Consider the following 18,423-nt stretch of genomic DNA (forward strand, 5'->3'; position numbering starts at 1 on the left):
CATACGTTCGAAGCGGACGAATATCAGAAATGGTGGTCCTCATTTCTGAAGGGCGGCCAAGTAGTTAACCCATAGGACAACGATAAGCCCATGAGTTATCGAAGAAGGCTTGAAAGGCTCTCAGCACTACCTTTCTTTGTCTGAGGCAGACGGCGACGCCTGGAAGCGCCGGATTGCACGGGACTGGGAGAAGCTGCCGCTGACTATGCGCATGTTCTTTCTCGCCTCGTTCTCAGCTTGGAGGTGGCTGCCATTATTCGGTTATGCATTGCTTGCAATGGTGCCGCTGATGTTGCTTGGCGCCATCCACGATTCATATTTAGTGGGCGGTTCAGGCCTGATAAATGAGCAATATCTACGGCTCGCCGGATGTTCTCTTATACTTGTAACGGTATTTGCAGCTATGTTGCCTAGAGCAATGACCTTGGGGGTCGAAAGCTGGTATCGGGCGAGACGAAACGAACTAGGGAGAGCACCCACTCAGGACCGTGCATAGAACAAGGATTCCGCAGGCGTCTGGGCTACCCTCATGATGGAGGACTGACTTTGTTGATGAGTGCTTGTGATTGGCCGGCTAGGCCAGCCAAGTAAGCGCCTAGGTCTTGAAAATTGTTTTCCTTGAGGATTTTTGCTACCAGTGCAGAGCGCTTCTCCTTGAGCGGCAGAAAAATTGCGCAACGCTGGTGGTTGTGTGGGCGAGGCAACGTCTTCCAATAGTACGTTGCCTTGAAACGAGCCATAGCATCCTTAAACCCCAACCAGGCATCTGGCTCGTGCGACAATACGAATATGCCATATTCGCGTCTGAGCTCAGTTATTGCCTGCTCACTTAACCCATAGATTTTATAGGTTCCGGTCAGCTCAACCGGCTGTTCAAGCCGCGCCGCGATGTATTTGGCGGCCGCGAAGTGATGCGAACCGCCGGAGTTCATCAGAAAGACTCGTCCGTCCCAAGCCCAAGTGGCGAAATAATCGTGATCGACCTGGCCGATGATTCGAATTTCAGGCCAAGCTAGATTCTTCGCCAACTTCTCCGGAGATATTTCGTCGATCAACTCGGTCGAGTTTCTTTCCACCATGTCATCCATAGTGGCGAACTCCTTGAGTTCGGATTTCGACGCGGCGAAGCCATCTACCTGTTGGATGTCGCACCGCCACCGTTCGATCTGCATCTCGCTGCCGATGCGTAATAGTGGGGCGCATTCGATGCTAGTCGAGCCATACCGACCATAGGTGCGGCAGTGGGTCCATCCATTCAGCTTATCGCGATATATCCCACGCTCATAAATAAGAGATCCGAACTCGTGCCACCTAACAACAGCTCCTGCACCAATACCTTTTGCTGTTTCCTGGATGGGCGAGTTAAGTTCGACTGAGCTCTTAATCAGCTTCATGAGCGTTGCAGGATACCCACAGTCCTCACGCACTGAGTCCCATAGAAATGTTCCTGCTCTGCGCCAGAATGGGAGGGGCTGATCTATCGTCATGCATTCACCATGTGTGCTACAGCCCAGACATTGCACCTGTCTTGATAGAGCATCTACATGCTCTTCGCGGCGCTGGCTGGATGCGAGGTTCGTTGTTTCGATCAGCATCAGATCGTAATCGAGGCTCGCCACTGTCCCGTTGGGCGTGGAGTAAAACGGTTGAAGGGTGGGCCAAGGAAGCGAAACTATCGCACCTGAGCACTCATACCTTTCGCCACCTTCGGCTTACCCATCTGGCCCGTGCGGGCTGGAAGCTCCATGAACTGACCACGTATGCTGGACATCGAGACCCCAAAACCACTTTGATTTACCTGCACCTATCTGGCGCGGATTTAACCGCAAAGATGGCGCACTCCGTCGGCAGTCTCGATGCTCGGATGTTCTGTGAACTCTTTGGGTCTGAGGCATTGCTATGAGCACCCCCTCAGTCACCCCTTATGTTCCGTTCGACGCGAGCAAGTACGTACGTCAGAGCGATCTATCGAAAATCGAGCTGAGCATACTTTCGAATCGCTCTCACCGTTCAGACTGGGGCTACCTCCAATCAGAGATACCTGAGCTCATGAGGCCGCTAGCTGATATAGCGGCGCACAGCGGCGTTTCTCAGCGATTAGCCATTTCATCAGTGGCAGTCATTCTCTGGAATGTCAGCAAAACCGGTAAACCCTACTGGTGTTGGTCTGAGTCGCAGTGGTTGACCTTGCTCAGTAATCGAGCAGGATCACGACCATATCTCGCTTCCGTTGCTTACCATCTCGGCGATTTTCGAACCCCGCAGCGTATCGCCAAATTCCGGCAGCCGGCGATATATGCTTCTTTTATCTTCGGCCATGCCGTGTTCAGACATGAGCACGTTCGCTTGAGCCAAGCGTTGAGATCGCTGGGCTACGCTGCTCGCCATCTTGAGCAGTTCCTTTCCAACGTGCTGGGTGCCTTGATGCTGGAAAACGGCGATCCGCGGTTGGAGACATTCACCGAGGAACTGCTACTGAAGGGCCAACAGCATCGAAGCGAAGGTGTCGCGAGATCGGTCGGAAAGGTATCTCACGGCCTCGCTGCCATGGGGATTTTGGCGAAACCTTTACGCATGCGAGGCTATACCTGTTGGCGGGCGAAAAGCATCGAAGGCATCGATCCGACTTGGGCAATGTGGTGCCGTCGATGGCGAGACACTTCCACCTTGCGTCCACGCACACGTGAAAGCAATTACAGTTTTATCTTGAGGACCGGTGTCTGGCTAGCGCGCGAGCAATCAGGAATGGCGGCGCCTACCGATTGGAGCATGTCCACTTGCGCTGCATTTATTGCTGCCGTCGACCGGATGACGGTCGGTGAGTGGGCTTTGGAGTCAGCGAAGGGAACACAGCTAAAGGGGCTTGGTCAGCCTATCGCTGCCAACTCGAAGCGCGGCTTTCTACATGCCTTGCGACGATTTTTTACAGACTTTGAACTCTGGGGATGGGGTCGTTTGAAGTTCAGCCCCCGGCATCACCTCGCCACCCCGCGATCCGTGACATTCAACTCGGGTATCAACCCGCGGGTAATTGATGACTCGACCTGGCTCAAGCTGATTTGGGCGAGTCTAAATCTTGAGCGTAGTGATCTGCTTTCGGAGATTCACTATCCGCTGTCGATGGTTCAAGCCATTGCTGTAGTGTGGACGCACGCTGGTTTGCGCAGCAATGAAATCATGCGCTTGGATAAAAGATGCGCGCATCCTCAGACCAATGATGTGGTACACGAGGATGGGACCATCGTTCCAGCAAAAACTTTATGCTATCTCGATATTCCTGCCAGCAAGACGTTCAAAGCTTTCGTCAAACCTGTAGCGGTGGTCGTGAAGGAGCGCATTGACGCCTGGCTGGAGGACAGGCCTGCTAACCAGGCCGCTTTGCTGGATGAGCGAACCGGGGAAAAAGTTAGCTACCTATTTCAGTTTCGAGGCAAGCGCATAGGCTCCAGTGTCATTAATGGCACCATCATTCCAATGCTATGCGCCAAGGCGGGTGTGCCACTGGAGGACAGTCGCGGGCGAATCACCAGCCACCGGGGACGTGCCTCCGCAGTGACGGCGCTCGCCAGCGTCCCTCAGGGCATGTCGCTGATCGAGCTAATGCAGTGGTCGGGACATAGCTCGCCGAATTCGACTTTGCATTACATTCGAATTCGGCCTACCAAGCTGGCAGCATCCTTCGTTAAAGCCGATCAAATGGCCCATATGGTCTCCGTTTTGATCGATCATGACGTAATTGTTCGCCATTCAGATGCCCCCTACACCTTCTATGACTTGGGCGACTCGTATTGTTCAAATCCCTTCTGGAGCAGCTGCCCACATCGCATGGCCTGTGCGGGGTGTGACTTCAACTTGCCGAAAGCCAGCGCAAGGGCCCAAGCATTGGAAAGCAAATCGTCTATCGGACGGTACTTGGAGGCCGTGCCTTTAACTCCCGACGAGCGAGCCATTGCCGAGGGCGACTTGGAAAAGCTGGAGAGCCTCATTCGAAAGCTGGACAATGTGCCGGCTCTAGACGGCAGGATGCCGAGGAGATCGATGAGAGAAAGAGGAGGCTATAAGTAGAAAAGTTCTTAAGCGACTAGTGGCTCGCTAGACATACCTGTCGCGTTACTCCTAAGTTATGCGACACACTAGATTTTTCGGGGTTTTGCTGGGCTGCGGGTGTCGCAGGAGTGTGCCGCACGTAGATCGAAGTTAAACCTGATGCTAGGCCGGCTCATGCACTAGCCGGATGTCGATTTCTCTGTCGACATACTGCCACTCCACCGAGGCTCGGAGTTCGGCCAGAAGCCTGTTAAAGGCCGTCTCATCAGACGGGGAATATTCGAACCAAGTCAAGAAGTCGAAGGGTTCGTTCTCGCCCAGGTCCCGACAATGGTGGAGGCGGCGGGCCACAGCAGGGAGATATTGGAGCCCGATGTGAATGTGACGGGACTGTTCCTCAAAAATCTTCCGGCGTTCGTCTTGAGACAGTCCCCACCATGAGGGGTTTTTCCGGATAGGGATCAGGGCGGCGCAGGTAGCCTCTGCTCGACCCAAGCTTGGCTGCTTCGCCACGAGACGATCCTTCTCTTCACGCACGACATAGCGCTCGTTACTCGTTATCCCGCGAAGGAGCCATTTGGTGCCCGGAGGCTGCGGCGAAACAGAGCCAGCGGCTACGTTGAGCCGTGGGATTCCAGGGAGAGGGGCTCCTGCCACGGCATTCATCGCAACAACGCGCCAAACCCCCGTTTCTCCACCAGCGAACGTAAATACTCGTGTATTCATCAGGTTCCTCTCAGGCCTTTCGCCTATTTCTCAGATAACGCAAAACCTGCACTGCCCGGCGCAACCACGGAGACAAATATGAAAGGTCCTGGACCAGAGTTCACGGCACCATGTACTTGCCCAGGTTTTGCAATGGCAATATCTCCAGCTTTAAGATGAATTTCTACGCCGTTGCCTTGATAATACTTGGCCTCACCTGAGATAACCGTCCAAGTATCTTGGCCGTGAGGATGGACATGGGCAGCTATTTCCTGCCTAGGGTAGGCGTGCCAAACTACAACGACAGAATCGTTGGTCTCCAGAACAACTGAACGGATCGGTTCGCCGTTAGACGGACGGACATATTCGTCCACCGAAAAAATCCGCGATTCCGTTTCTGCTTTCATGTTCACACTCCATTCCTGCACCGCAAGGTGACGTGCATCTGGCACTAACACCAAGACGAAGCCTTGATCTTGATGGGGGCGGAGAAGCTCGACACGCCGAACGGCATCATGAAGAGCACTTTCATGCGGCACCAACCATTTCTTTTAACGACACGAGGCTCGTATGCACATGACGATATGTACTTGAGCGCCTTTCGGAAAAGCTATGTTATAGGACGGAGACCGTCAATACTCCGTCGTGGGTAGGCATGACAGAACGGTAGGATAACGGCGACGTTTTGGTCATATGTACATGGGAGGGCGGTTCACCGCTCGGCAGGGGTGTTGTCGATGGACAGGTGTCCGCCTTCGATGTAACAGATCAGCTTTGACCGGTTACTAACAGGATGACCGGATGATCCGGTGAGCGACGGCGATCTCCTCAGAAGCTACAGCCATACCGGTTGGGTATGAGAAGCTCCAAGGGCGAGCATGGCCCGGTTCTTATTGACTTTCTATTACACATAAATGGCGAAGTTACGGCACGCGTCCAGGACACCATTGCCGGCATGGTTCCTTCGGTAGAGAAGTACAGTATCGACGAGTCCTTCGCTGACCTAACCGGCCTACCAGGGGAGCCCGCAGAATTCGGAAAAAATCGTACGCTAAGGTTTTCCGGGCATTCGTAGCGGGCGGAACTTACCGTCTTCCAGCCTGCGGCTCTGCCGCCAGACGTAATCGCCAGTCAGGTTGATGTGCTCCCAGCCCAGCGGCGACAGGTATTGCAGCAGCTCGCCGTCTACCGGCTTGCCCGTGTCGCCCATCGCCTGGGTGGCGCGCTCCAGGTACACCGTGTTCCACAGCACGATGGCCGCCGTCACCAGGTTGAGGCCGCTGGCCCGATAGCGCTGCTGCTCGAAGCTCCGATCCCTGATCTCACCGAGGCGGTTGAAGAACACCGCCCTGGCCAGGGAGTTGCGCGCTTCCCCCTTGTTCAATCCGGCATGCACGCGGCGGCGCAGCTCGACGCTCTGCAACCAGTCGAGGATGAACAGCGTGCGCTCGATCCGGCCCAGCTCGCGCAGGGCCACGGCCAGGCCGTTCTGGCGCGGATAGCTGCCGAGCTTGCGCAGCATCAGCGAGGCGGTGACCGTGCCCTGCTTGATCGAGCTGGCCAGGCGCAGGATGTCGTCCCAATGGGCGCGGACGTGCTTGATGTTCAGGGTGCCGCCGATCAGCGGGCGCAGCGTCGGGTAGGCCTGCACGACCTGCGGCACGTACAGTTTGGTTTCGCCGAGGTCGCGGATGCGTGGCGCGAAGCGGAAGCCCAGCAGGTGCATCAGGGCAAAGACGTGATCGGTGAAGCCGGCCGTGTCGGTGTAGTGCTCCTCGATCCGTAGATCGGACTCGTGGTACAGCAAGCCGTCGAGCACATAGGTGGAATCGCGCACGCCGACATTCACCACGCGGGTGCTGAACGGCGCGTACTGGTCGGAGATGTGGGTGTAGAACAGCCGTCCCGGCTCGCTGCCGTACTTCGGGTTGACGTGCCCGGTGCTTTCGCCCCGGCCGCCTGCGCGGAAGCGCTGGCCATCGGAGGATGAGGTGGTGCCGTCGCCCCAGTGGGCGGCGAAGGCATGGTGGTACTGGTGGTTGACCAGCTCGGCCAGGGCCGCCGAGTAGGTTTCGTCGCGGATGTGCCAGGCTTGCAGCCAGGACAGCTTGGCGTAGGTCAGGCCGGGGCTCGACTCGGCCATCTTGGTCAGCCCGAGGTTGATCGCATCACCGAGGATTGCGGACAGCAGCAACGTCCGGTCTTTGGTCTCGGCACCGTCCTTCAGGTGGGTGAAGTGGCGGCTGAAGCCCGTCCAGTCGTCCACGTCCATCAGCAGTTCGGTGATCTTGATGCGCGGCAGCAACTGGCTGGTCTGGTCGATCAGCGCCTGCGCCCGATCCGGCACCGCAGAATCCAGTGGGGTGATCTTCAGCCCGGACTCGGTGAGGATGGCATCGGGCAACTCGTTGTCCTTGGCCAGGCGGGTGACGATGGCCAACTGCTCGTCCAGCAGCTGTAAACGCTCTTCCAGGTACTGGTCGCTGTTCGGGTTGATCGCCAGGGGCAGGGCCTGCTCGTGCTTGAGCGCGGCGAACTTCTCTGCCGGCAGCAGATAGTCGTCGAAGTCGCGGAACTGCCGCGAGCCTTTGACCCAGATGTCGCCGGAGCGCAGGGCATTTTTCAGTTCGGACAGGGCGCAGATTTCGTAGAAGCGCCGGTCGAGGCCTTCCGGGGTGATCACCAGCGGCTTCCAGCGCGGCTTGATGAAGTCTGTGAGCGCATCGGCCGGCACCTTGCGCAAGTTGTCGGCGTTCATCTCGCGCAGGGTCTGCACGGCTGCCAGCACGCCTTGCGCGGCCGGTGCGGCGCGCAGTTCCAGTACCTCCAGCAGGGCCGGCGTGTAGCGGCGCAGGGTGGCGAAGTTCTCGCCGACCAGGTGCAGATGATCGAAGCCCTCCGGCCGGGCCAGCAGCTCGGCCTCGCTGACGCTCTCGGTGAACTCATCCCAGGGAATCACCGCCTCGATGGCCGCGTAGGGATCGCTGCCGCTTTCCTTGGCTTCCAGCAGAGCCTGGCCGATTTTTGAGTACAGGCGCACCTTGTCGTTGATCGCCTTGCCCTGCTTCTGGAACTGCTGCTGATGCTTGTGCTTCGCGCTGCTGAACAGCTTGACCAGGATACGGTCATGCAAATCGACCAGTTCATCAATCACGGTCGCGGTGCTCTCCAGCACCACGGCGGCCAGGGTCGCGTAACGTCGCTGCGGCTCGAACTTGCCGAGGTCTTTGGGCGTCATCTGCCCACCCTCGCGGGCCAGCTTGAGCAGGCGGTTCTGGTGGATGTGCCGGCCCAGGCCTTCGGGCAAGTCCACCAGCTGAAATGTCTTCAGCCGCTCGATGTGTTCAAGCATGTGCCGGGAGTTGGGTTTCAGCGGTGCCTGTCGCAGCCAGGTCAACCAGGTGATGCTGCTGCCGGCCTTGAGCTTCAACAGCTCGTCCAGCTTGGCCCGATGCGAGTCCGTGAGTGGTTCGACCAGGGCGCGGTAGACCCGCCGATTGGCCCGCGCAATGGCCTCCGAGCAGGCCCGGTCGATCACGCTCAGCGCCGGCAGGATGCGCCGCTTCTGCCGCAGGCTCTCCAGCGCCTGACCGGCCAGCAGCAAGCTCTTGTCGGTTTGCTGGGCCAGCTCGGTCAATTCGCGCACCAGGACGCGGAAGTCCGACAGGCCGAATGGAGCCAGTTGCAGGTAGGTGCGCAGTTCCTGGGCGTGCTCGCGGCGAGTCACGTCCCGCTCGCCGTACTTCGCCCAGCTCGCCGGCTCGGCCTGAACCTGCTTGGCCACCCACAGGATGACCGGCTCGGGCAGCTCGCTGTCGGTGCCCAGCGCATAGCCGGGGTAGCGCAGCAGGCAGAGCTGCACCGCGAAGCCCAGGCGGTTGGCGTCGCCGCGCCGCTGACGGATCAGCGACAGGTCGGAATCGTTGAAGGTGTAGTAGCGGATCAGGTCATCCTGGCTTTCCGGCAACGCAAGCAGGGTGTCCCGCTCCGTGGCCGAGAGGATCAAGCGACGCGGCATGTATCAGTCGTCCGTGCGGAGGTACTGGTAGAGGGTTTCCCGGCTGATGTTGAACTCGCGGGCAAGCTGCGCCTTGGGCTCGCCGGCAGCCGCCCGCTGCCGCAGGGTAGCAGCCTGCTCGTCGGACAGGGCCTTCTTGCGGCCCCGGTACGCGCCGCGCTGCTTGGCCAGGGCGATGCCTTCGCGCTGCCGCTCACGGATCAGGGCGCGCTCGAACTCGGCGAAGGCCCCCATGACCGACAACATGAGGTTGGCCATCGGCGAGTCCTCGCCGGTGAACACCAGGCCTTCCTTCAAGAACTCGATGCGCACACCGCGCTTGGTCAGCTTCTGCACCAGGCGGCGCAAATCATCGAGGTTTCGTGCCAGGCGATCCATGCTGTGCACCACCACGGTATCGCCTTCGCGGACGAAACCGAGCATGGCCTCCAGCTGTGGACGCTGGGTGTCCTTGCCCGAGGCTTTGTCGGTGAACAGCTTGCCGATCTCGACCTGCTCAAGTTGGCGTTCCGGGTTCTGGTCGTAACTGCTGACCCGGACGTAACCGATGCGTTGTCCCTGCAAGATGCCTCCATGGGCTGGATGGGCGGCAGGGCTTACGTTGGTTTTTGGTTCCATTGCGCCCTAAGCCTTGAATTTGTCAGGCTGAAATCTGTGACCTTGGCAAGCAGGTGTCAAAGAATATGAAAGTAGACTCTATTCTGACGGTGCGGCGCGGCCTTTCCTGACATCCAGTTAGGGTATGCCTTAAATTGACGCTTCAGCACAAATTGAGTTTTAACTATAACGTGATGTAGAGTCTATTACATTCGCTATTCCTTGTTGACGAAGGAGCCCGTGCTTGAGCTTTCTTGCCCTATTCATCAGCCTGCCCACCAAGGCATCGACCGGCCGCATGCGCGCCTGGCGCTCCGTCAAGGCGCTGGGCTGCGCAACGCTGCGTGATGGGGTCTATCTGCTGCCCGACACGGCCGACAACGCCGCAGCGCTGGACGAAGTGGCGGCGCAGGCGGCGGAGGCCGGAGGCAGCGGCGAGGTCTATCGTCTGTCGGGGTGTGACGAAGCCCAGGAGGCTGCACTGCGCGCCCTGTTCGACCGTGGCGAGGAGTACGCCGGCATCGCCGAGGAGATCAAGGAGCTCGGACGGAGCCTGACATCCCTGGATGGCGCAGCCGCCGCACGCAAGCTCCAGGCGCTCGTGCGCCGCTTCGAGCAGGTGGCGCGCATCGACTTCTTCCCTGGCGAGGCGCAGCGCCAGACCTTGAAGCTGCTCGACGACCTGCGCGACGCGATCACCCGCCGCCTGTCTCCCGACGAGCCGACCGCCCGGGAGGCGGATGTTCCGCGGCTGGGCCGCTCCGACTATCAGGGCCGCACCTGGGCCACGCGGGCGCGCCCGTGGGTGGATCGGCTGGCCAGTGCCTGGCTGATCCGCCGGTTCATCGACCCGAGCGCTCGCATCGTCTGGCTGGCGAGCCCCTCCGACTGCAAAGCTGATTGGCTCGGCTTCGATTTCGACGGAGCGGCGTTCAGCCACGTCGGCACCAAGGTCACCTTCGAGACGCTGCTGGCGAGTTTCGGACTTGATTCCGCCCCTGCACTGGTACGTCTGGGCGAGCTCGTGCATTGCCTGGACGTGGGGGGACTCCCGGTCGCGGAAGCGCTGGGCATCGAAGCGCTGCTCGCCGGCCTGCGCGCATCCGAACCCGACGACGACGCGCTGCTTACCCGCGCGTGTGAAGTCTTTGACTGGCTACTCAAGAGTTACGAGGACAAAGCAACGTGAACGCCCCGACCAGACCTCAGACCGCTGCCACGACTGAAGCCGTCCCTCCAGCGATGAGCTACCTGCAGCTCTTCGCGCGCTTCCTCAAGTTCGGCTTGCTCGCATGGGGCGGGCCTGTGGCTCAGATCGGCATGTTGCGCCGCGAGCTCGTGGACGAGGAACGCTGGATCTCCAGCAGACGCTTCAACAAGCTGCTTGCGGTGATGCAGGTGCTGCCCGGACCCGAAGCGCACGAAATATGCGTTCATTTGGGCATCCGAGCGAAGGGGCGGCTTGGGGGCGTACTGGCGGGACTCGGGTTCATGCTTCCCGGATTCTTGCTGATGTTCGCGCTGTCCTGGCTGTACTTCCAGATCGAATTCGTGGGCACCTCGCTGGGCGCGGCGTTCCTTGGCGTGCAGGCGGCCGTGATCGCCCTGATCGTGCGCGCCGTGCACCGCATCGGCGAGCACATCCTGCTCGATCGCTGGTTGTGGGCCATTGCCATCGTTTGCGCGCTGGCCGCCATGGCTCGTGTCGACTTCTGGATCACCCTGCCGGCGAGCGGCCTGGTGTACGCCCTGCTCGTGCTGAAGCATCGAGTCTTGGCGCTGCTGGTGACACTGGGGGCGGTGGCGCTGGCCGCGGCCGTGGCTTTGTGGGCTGCGCCGGCGGCGAAGCTGGTGGAAACGGTCGTTCAAGGCCAGGCATCGGTGCTGCTCATCTTCGCCTCGGGCCTGAAGGCCGGCTTGCTCACCTTCGGCGGCGCCTACACGGCGATCCCGTTCGTTCGCAACGACGCCGTCGGGCGCGGGTGGATGACGGATGGGCAGTTCCTGGACGGCCTGGCACTGTCCGGTGTGCTGCCGGCACCCCTCATCATCTTCGCCACGTTCGTCGGCTATGTGGCAGGGGGGCCGATCGGGGCGGTGGCCATGACGGTGGGTGTCTTTCTTCCGGCCTTTGCGTTCTCGCTGATTTTCTACGACCGGCTGGAGGCGGTCGTGGAGAACAAACGGCTGCACGCGTTCCTGGACGGCGTCGCGGCCGGCGTAGTCGGCCTGATCGGCGCAACCACCCTCGACCTGGCGCAGGTCACGGCTGAACGTGTGCCATCGCTGACGATGGGCATGTCAATCTTCGCCGCAGGCTTGGCATTCCTTTATGCCTGGAAGAACAAGCTCAACGTCGTCGTCGTGATCCTCGCGGCGGGATTGGCGGGCTGGCTGGTGTTTCCGAACCAAGGCTGAATCTGATCGAGTCAGCCTTCGCCGCGCCGTTTCCGATCCACCCTACTGAGGAAGCCAAGATGCCTTACGAACTGAAGCCCCTTTCGTGCGATCCGGCCAAACTCACCGGCCTGTCCGAGAAGCTCATCGTCAGCCACTGGGAAAACAACTACGGCGGGGCGGTCAAGCGCCTCAATGCCATCGAGCAGCGCCTGGCCGAATTGACCTGGGCCAGCGCCCCGGTGTTCGAGATCAACGGCCTCAAGCGCGAGGAGATGATCGCCAGCGGTTCCATGATCCTGCATGAGGTGTACTTCGATTCCCTCGGCGGTACCGGCGGCGACCCTGGCGGAGCGTTGAAGCAGGCCATCAAGCGGGACTTCGGCTCCGTGGACGCGTGGCGCGCCGAATTCACGGCCATGGGCAAGGCCCAGGGCGGCGGCTCCGGCTGGACCCTGCTGGTATGGAGCCCGCGCCGCGGGCGCCTCGTGAACGCCTGGGCCGCCGACCACGCCCACAACCTCGCCGGCGCCACGCCGCTCATCGCCCTGGACATGTACGAGCACAGCTACCACATGGACTTCGGCGCCAAGGCCGGGGCCTATGTGGACGCCTTCATGCAGAACCTGTCCTGGACGGCTGCCGACGCTGCATTTGCCAAGGTGGAGGGCTGAGCATGAAATGGATCACCCGCGAACGGCCCAAGATCGACCGCATCGCCTGCCCCTGGCTGGTAGCGCGCTTCGTCGACGAGGCCCCCGAGTTCCTGTACGTGCCGGCAAGTGACGTCATGAGAGTCGCGGCCGACACCGGCGCGATCCCCTATGACGTGCCGAATGTAGAGCTCGGCCACCACAGCGACCGCTGCAGCTTCGATGCCTTCATCGAGAAGTACAAACTCGACGATCCGGCCTTGAACAAGCTGGCGCTCATCGTGCGGGCCGCCGACTGTGCCCAGCCGCAACTGGCGACCGAAGCGGCCGGCCTGCTCGCCATCTCGCAAGGGCTGTCGCTCAACTTCGCCGACGACCACGAGATGCTGAAGGCAGGCATGGTGATGTACGACGCGCTCTACGCCTGGTGCGCCCACTCAACCACGGGGCCGCTGAAGACGGTCGCCCGCCTGCCCGGCCTGAAGTGATGCTGCTGCCCGCCGGCGTCGCGCCCGAGGCACGCCTGCTGCTGATCGGCCGGGCCCTGCGGGCCTTCACCGACGGCTTTGTGGCCATTCTGCTGCCGGTCTATCTGCTCACGCTCGGGCTCGGCAAGTGGGAAGTCGGGCTGATCAGCTCCGCCACCCTGCTCGGATCGGCGCTGGCGACCCTGGCGGTCGGGCAATGGGGCCATCGCTTTCCGCAGCGCCGGCTGCTCCTCGCCGCCGCCTGGCTGATGGCCGCCACCGGTCTGCTGCTGGCCGGCCTGGGCGGCATCGGCGCCTTCTGGCCGCTGCTGATCGTCGCCTTCGTCGGCACGATGAACCCCAGCTCCGGCGACGTCAGCGTCTTTCTGCCGCTGGAGCATGCGCGGCTGGCCGAATCGGCACAAGGCGAGGCGCGCACCTTCCTGTTCGCGCGCTACACCTTCGTCGGCGCCTTGTGTGCCGCGACCGGTTCGCTGGCGACCGTGATCCCGCAAGTGCTGACTGATGCCGGCCTGGCCCAACTCGACGCGTTGCGCCTGATGTTCGTCGCCTACGGGCTGATCGGTGTCGCGATCTTCGTCCTGTATCGCGCCTTGCCGGACCACCGCGTGCACGAGCAGGCGGCGCCGTCCGCAGCACTGGGGCCTTCGCGCGGCATCGTGATCAAACTGGCGGCGCTGTTCTCGGTCGATGCCTTCGCCGGCGGGTTGATCGTCAATACCTTACTCGCGCTCTGGCTGTTCGAGCGTTTCGACCTCTCACTCGCCGCTGCCGGCCAGTTCTTCTTCTGGGCCGGACTGCTGTCGGCCGGCTCCCAGCTCGCCGCCCCCTGGGTGGCACGCCATATTGGTCTGATCAATACGATGGTGTTCACGCACATCCCGTCCAGCGTCTGTCTGATCCTCGCCGCCTTCGCCGATAGCCTGCCGGCGGCGCTCGCGCTGCTGTTCCTGCGCAGCGCCCTGTCGCAGATGGACGTGCCGACGCGCTCGGCCTTCGTCATGGCGGTGGTAACGCCGGCAGAGCGCGCCGCGGCGGCGAGCTTCACCGCCGCTCCCAGGAGCCTTGCCGCCGCAGCGAGCCCCGCCATTGGCGGCGCCCTGTTCGCCGCTGGCTGGCTGGCGGCGCCGCTGGTTGCCTGCGGCCTGCTCAAGATCGCCTATGACGTTGCACTTTGGCGCGCGTTTCGGAAGCACGAGAAACCCTCCTCTTGAGAGCGCTCGCGCGCAAGCAGATGGGGCGCCTTAGCGTACGATTTTTTCCGAATTCTGCGGGCTGCCCTACCAGAACCGCTGGCTGAGCATTGCCGTTGCATTCAGTCGCGAGTCCTCAAATGGACTGGCATGAGGGTCGGTATAGGCATAGGGCACACGAAAACACTGGCCAAAGCCGCGCAACACGCCAGTAAGGTGTGGCGTGAAAAGACCGGAGGTGTGGTGGATTTGCGGTCGCCGCAGGCAGTCGAGTGGCTGCTGAAGCGCATGCCTGTTGATGAGGTTTGGGGCGTCGGTCGGCGGATCAAGACGCGGCTTGAAGCCGAGGGGGTTGATAACGCTTGGCAACTGTCCCAGCTAGATCCAGCTGGGGTTAAACGTCGGTATAGCGTTGTGCTTGAGCGCACCGTGCGAGAGTTGCGTGGCGAAAGCTGTTTGGACCTCGAAGAAACTGAGCCAGACAAGCAATCCATTTGCTGCAGCAGGATGTTTGGAGAGCGAATCACGACACTTGCGGCCCTCAAAACTGCGGTGGCCACCTATGTCGATCGGGCTGCCGGCAAGCTGAGAAAGCAGTCCTCGTTGGCAGGCTATATCCAGGTAGGAATCCAAACAAGCTTTCACGGGGAAGGGGCTAAATATGCCCGCTCGATCGTCTGCGCCCTGCCCTACCCTACCGACGACGTGAGGGTCCTCACCACATCTGCTCTGCGGGGCCTGGAGCAGATTTTCCGGGTGGGCTTCAAGTACAGCAAGGCGGAGGTCCTGCTTATGGATCTGCGAAAGCGCGGAGAATTTACGGCTGATCTGTTTAGCCCAGCGCAACCGCCGGCTGCCGATTCAGTCATGGTTGTGCTGGACCAGATCAATGCAAGATGGGGACGAGGCACGCTGAGGTCTGCGGCAGTAGCTGCTGACCCTCGGTGGGCGATGCGGCGCAATTTGCTCAGCCCGAGCTACCTGACGGACATCGATCAGCTGTGGAAGGTAAAAGCGATTTGACGGCAGGGGAAACTAAGGTTAACTTTGGTTAACCATATACACCCAAGGAGTGACCATGGGTAGTGATGAGCCCTTGCGGACCATTGGGGTGAAGCTCCCCCAGTCAAAGAAGGAACGTTTCGAGGAAATCCTGCAGAAGCGTGGGACAAACTCGTCCGTTTTCCTGCGGCAGGCCATCTATGACTTCTTGGACCGAGTAGACAACAACGAAGAGGATCAGCTATCGCTGCATCTCGACGGAAAAAAATAGAATCCTGAAAACCAAGAAGCCCCGGTCTGCAAACCGGGGCTTCTTGGAGGAAAAGTGAAGGGTCAGTTCTTGGCGGAGCGGAACCCTTCAACCACTTGGTGAGCAGATTATGGCTTTCACTGTGAGTTCGTGCAACCTAAAAAATGCACGTTCATCGCAAGCTCACCGCCTCCGTGGCGGTGGGTTATGCATGTAGCACGCACCTACGTACCTCGGGTCAATACCGGCGGTAATTTCTGTGGGCATTCCCCCGACTCCCCTCGATTGGAGCTGCCGGTAGCTTCGACCTTGAAGGCTCGTCCCCGTGTGCTCGCCCGACTGCAAGAAGAGATCCGGCAGTACTACCGATCACCTTCTCGACTGCCCTCCCTCAATGCTGCGAACAAGAGCAAGCGGCAGCAGCGCAGTGAGCGCCGAGAGGCATGCTTGCTCGCGCTATCGGCCATTCTTGAATTCACGGACCTGAGTTCTCTGCGATGCGGGATACCGACGCGAGAAGGTTTCGTCTCACTCACGATCGATTTCCTGGTCAAGTTCACAGGCATGGGGTTGAGGCGGATGGAGCGCGCTTTGGCGGACCTGAAGCAGGCCAACATCCTCACAATTTCCCAGCCGCGACAGTTGAACGAAGACGGCTCGTGGCGGGGGCTCGCTGCGGTCAAAGCAGTAAGCCGCCACCTATTCACTGCCTTCGGCCTTGCGCGCTGGCTCAAGCATGAGAGAGATCGAGCCGCTGCCAGGCTTCACAAGAAGACGAAGAAACAGGGTGGGACACTGACCCAGTGGGCTCGAAACCACTTAGTTGTGGGTGGCGTCGTTAAGAGTGCCGGCAGACGGCACGACCTGGCCAATCGCTCGCCGGTGAGTGCAGGCGTTGACCGCGAGGCCTACAGCAGAGCTAGGAATGATTTGCTCATGGCTCTTTATCAGGAGCGTCCTGGCTGGAAGGCAGAGGAACTAAATGCGGAAGTGGATAGATTACTAGGGGTTCGATTTAAAGCCTAACGGGATTAATCCGTCCAAAGAGCGCCATGCGCTCTTTTTTTTTGCTCTGAGCCCCTCTTCTATTCACTAGCTGGGAAGCCCCCTCTCTTTTTGTAGCCATTCTGGCCAATTTGCTTAGCCGCGCGGCTCGAACTTAGAGGAGCTGTGGATAAATAAAACTTAAGTGTCGGGATGGTATGACTTTAAGTGTCGCTCCTTAATCAGTCCGCTTTTCTTATTCAGTTCACTCGGCACTGCGTGCCTTAGTTCAGTGCACTTCGTGCCTACGGCACGGCACTGAACCTGGGGCTACTCGCCCCAGACCCTCGGCATGGAGCTGCGCTCCCTGCACCCGCAGATGCGCGCTTAACCACCGAGAAAAACAAAGCGTAAATGGGGCGCGCAGTGCGATTTTCGCGGGGGCGAGCCTCTTGGTCCCGCGAAGAAAAACCGCGCTGCCTTCAAGCCCGCGGTGCCGAGGTAGGTCGACAGCCCGGCCGCTGCGCGGGTATCGCCGCACAAACTCTGTTGTCCACTGAGGGTATTTGTGGCGGCTATCATGCCCTTCGGGCATCATGCAGCGCGGCCCGCAGCGGCGTCATTCGCTCGGACTAGGTGGCCTCTGGAAGCCGCATTCTTGAGGCTTCCGCCGCTCCGCTTGGATTAGGTGATGAACGGCAGCTATTAATCCAGGCGTCGTGTTGACATCAGAATCATTCTTTACTAATTTCAATCGTGACGGCTGGGTGTCTGCATAGATATCTTTTTTACAAGTATTCTGGAGAAACGAGACAATTCGCTTGGGTTTATCAGCCCTGAATTACGTGATATGACGGCTATCACGTGGATAATCTGATCCTGTCGGATCAGTTCCATCTTGCTTATCTGTTACTTGTAGTTCCCAGCCCTCTAAACTTATTTAGAGGCGAGTATCATGAAAGTAACGACCATCATTGCCACCAAAGGCGGCATTGGGAAGACGACGACTGGTGCCAACCTGGGAGCAATCAGTGCCGATGCAGGCCTGCGGACACTCCTGATCGATGCGGATCCACAACCCTCGGTTTCATCGTTCTTCCAGCTCGAATACGAGGCACCTTGCGGCTTCTACGAGCTAATCGCCCAGAACGAGACCAACCCTGAGCGAATCATTTCTCGAACCGTTATTCCCAACCTTTCGGTCATCACCAACAACGATCCGCATTCCCAGCTCGTAAACATGATGCTGCAGGCTCCGGACGGACGTATCCGTCTGAAAAATCTGATCAGCAGCTTCTCTGACTTCGATCTGGTGATCATCGACACTCAGGGCACTCGCACTGTCATTCAAGAAATGGCCGTGCTCGCCTCAGAACTAGCGATCTCCCCAATTCAGCCTCACATGCTTGCCGCGCGGGAATTCCACCGCGGTACCGGTCAGCTTTTTAGCGACCTGGAGGGATTCAAGGCACTCGGCTTGACGATCCCCCCCTGCAAAATCGTTATCAACATGCTCGATCAGACGGCGGATGCTCGGATGATCGCTGATCTGATCCGGACGAACTTCAACCAAGGCCTTTTCGAGGTAGTCGAGACGGCCATTCCTCAGGCAGTTTCATTCCGTGGCGCGGCAACGCAGGGTATTCCCACTCATCGCCTGGAATATCGCGCGCCATCAGACCGTAAATCCCCCGCTGCCCTAGATATTTTGCGTTCACTCGCGATCGAGCTTTTTCCCGAATGGCGCGAGCGTTACGAAGCTCTAACTGCCGATGTGGTTGAAGACATTGTGAGGGGGGCTAACTCATGAGCCGCCCTTTTGATTTCGAAGTCACGCTCCTGCAGGTAACTTCGTGCGGTGATCTCGTGTTCAGCCATCATGGCTCCGAACAGAAGCTCATTGCAGCGCAAGGCTCGATCGGAGGCACTCCTACTGTGCCCGCAAGCGCGACCGCCTGGGCTGCACTCGTTGGCCGCACTGGCAAGCTGACGATCGCTTGGTATCCAAGCACGGAGCACCCTGCCCTGTTTTCGTTCATGCCGTATGCCAACCCTACGTTGCGACGGGCCACTGTGCTAGACGATGCAG

Annotated in this window: 15 protein-coding genes and 1 pseudogene; 11 read left to right on the forward strand and 5 right to left on the reverse strand. The window is 59.7% G+C overall.

The window, feature by feature from the left end:
- Positions 1 to 527: 527 nt before the first annotated feature.
- Positions 528 to 1,394: a DUF6685 family protein gene (locus ACQKIK_RS21690; protein WP_499137418.1), complete on the reverse strand. Its 867-nt coding sequence runs from the start codon at positions 1,392 to 1,394 to the stop codon at positions 528 to 530.
- 104 nt (positions 1,395 to 1,498) lie between these two features.
- Between ACQKIK_RS21690 and ACQKIK_RS21695 the strand changes: the two are divergent.
- Positions 1,499 to 1,903, forward strand: a pseudogene (locus ACQKIK_RS21695) (tyrosine-type recombinase/integrase); the annotation flags it as partial.
- Positions 1,900 to 4,065, forward strand: coding sequence for a site-specific integrase (locus ACQKIK_RS21700; RefSeq protein ID WP_011914409.1), 2,166 nt, complete (start codon positions 1,900 to 1,902; stop codon positions 4,063 to 4,065). The pseudogene ACQKIK_RS21695 and the gene ACQKIK_RS21700, both read left to right, overlap by 4 nt.
- A 144-nt stretch (positions 4,066 to 4,209) precedes the next feature.
- Here ACQKIK_RS21700 and ACQKIK_RS21705 read toward each other — a convergent pair whose 3' ends face one another.
- The 4 genes from ACQKIK_RS21705 to ACQKIK_RS21720 all read right to left on the reverse strand — a co-directional run bounded on the left by ACQKIK_RS21705 (position 4,210) and on the right by ACQKIK_RS21720 (position 9,334).
- A complete protein-coding gene (locus ACQKIK_RS21705; protein ID WP_026084028.1) occupies positions 4,210 to 4,773 on the reverse strand; it encodes a chlorite dismutase family protein in 564 nt (187 codons plus the stop codon).
- Between the two features lie 23 nt (positions 4,774 to 4,796).
- The gene (locus tag ACQKIK_RS21710; RefSeq protein WP_071534424.1) at positions 4,797 to 5,159 is read right to left on the reverse strand and encodes a cupin domain-containing protein; all 363 of its coding nucleotides are present in this window, start codon (positions 5,157 to 5,159) and stop codon (positions 4,797 to 4,799) included.
- A 644-nt stretch (positions 5,160 to 5,803) separates the two neighbouring features.
- Positions 5,804 to 8,770, reverse strand: a complete 2,967-nt coding sequence (locus ACQKIK_RS21715; RefSeq protein WP_027590725.1) for a Tn3-like element TnAs1 family transposase — start codon at positions 8,768 to 8,770, stop codon at positions 5,804 to 5,806.
- A 3-nt stretch (positions 8,771 to 8,773) separates the two neighbouring features.
- Complete coding sequence (locus ACQKIK_RS21720) at positions 8,774 to 9,334, reverse strand: recombinase family protein (RefSeq protein WP_015648284.1); 561 nt, start codon at positions 9,332 to 9,334, stop codon at positions 8,774 to 8,776.
- A 277-nt stretch (positions 9,335 to 9,611) separates the two neighbouring features.
- On the opposite strand from ACQKIK_RS21720, the gene ACQKIK_RS21725 reads away from it, so the two are divergent.
- From ACQKIK_RS21725 to ACQKIK_RS21765, 9 genes are all read left to right on the forward strand, one after another.
- Positions 9,612 to 10,556 carry a chromate resistance protein ChrB domain-containing protein gene (locus tag ACQKIK_RS21725; protein WP_126152496.1) on the forward strand — a complete coding sequence of 315 codons (945 nt, stop codon included), beginning with the start codon at positions 9,612 to 9,614 and terminating at the stop codon, positions 10,554 to 10,556.
- Entirely contained in the window at positions 10,553 to 11,785 is a 1,233-nt protein-coding gene (chrA, locus tag ACQKIK_RS21730; RefSeq protein ID WP_174236539.1) for a chromate resistance efflux protein ChrA, read from the forward strand. Before ACQKIK_RS21725 ends, chrA begins: the two co-directional genes overlap by 4 nt.
- Before the next feature lie 59 nt (positions 11,786 to 11,844).
- Complete coding sequence (locus tag ACQKIK_RS21735) at positions 11,845 to 12,438, forward strand: superoxide dismutase (protein WP_023443146.1); 594 nt, start codon at positions 11,845 to 11,847, stop codon at positions 12,436 to 12,438.
- A gap of 2 nt (positions 12,439 to 12,440) precedes the next feature.
- The gene (locus ACQKIK_RS21740; RefSeq protein ID WP_003155013.1) at positions 12,441 to 12,905 is read left to right on the forward strand and encodes a chromate resistance protein ChrB domain-containing protein; all 465 of its coding nucleotides are present in this window, start codon (positions 12,441 to 12,443) and stop codon (positions 12,903 to 12,905) included.
- Positions 12,905 to 14,119 (forward strand): MFS transporter, encoded by a 1,215-nt coding sequence (locus tag ACQKIK_RS21745; protein ID WP_126152498.1) that lies wholly within the window; start codon positions 12,905 to 12,907, stop codon positions 14,117 to 14,119. The genes ACQKIK_RS21740 and ACQKIK_RS21745 overlap by 1 nt, the downstream gene beginning before the upstream one ends.
- A 129-nt stretch (positions 14,120 to 14,248) precedes the next feature.
- A complete protein-coding gene (locus tag ACQKIK_RS21750; protein ID WP_499137419.1) occupies positions 14,249 to 15,121 on the forward strand; it encodes a DinB/UmuC family translesion DNA polymerase in 873 nt (290 codons plus the stop codon).
- Between the two features lie 55 nt (positions 15,122 to 15,176).
- Positions 15,177 to 15,371: a ribbon-helix-helix protein, CopG family gene (locus ACQKIK_RS21755; protein ID WP_041013382.1), complete on the forward strand. Its 195-nt coding sequence runs from the start codon at positions 15,177 to 15,179 to the stop codon at positions 15,369 to 15,371.
- Between the two features lie 426 nt (positions 15,372 to 15,797).
- The gene (locus ACQKIK_RS21760; RefSeq protein ID WP_052462828.1) at positions 15,798 to 16,376 is read left to right on the forward strand and encodes a hypothetical protein; all 579 of its coding nucleotides are present in this window, start codon (positions 15,798 to 15,800) and stop codon (positions 16,374 to 16,376) included.
- Between the two features lie 913 nt (positions 16,377 to 17,289).
- Entirely contained in the window at positions 17,290 to 18,144 is an 855-nt protein-coding gene (locus ACQKIK_RS21765; RefSeq protein ID WP_041013381.1) for a ParA family protein, read from the forward strand.
- Positions 18,145 to 18,423 lie beyond the last annotated feature (279 nt).

The sequence above is a fragment of the Pseudomonas sp. NPDC047961 genome (genome assembly GCF_050272435.1).
In the GTDB taxonomy this organism is placed as follows: domain Bacteria; phylum Pseudomonadota; class Gammaproteobacteria; order Pseudomonadales; family Pseudomonadaceae; genus Stutzerimonas.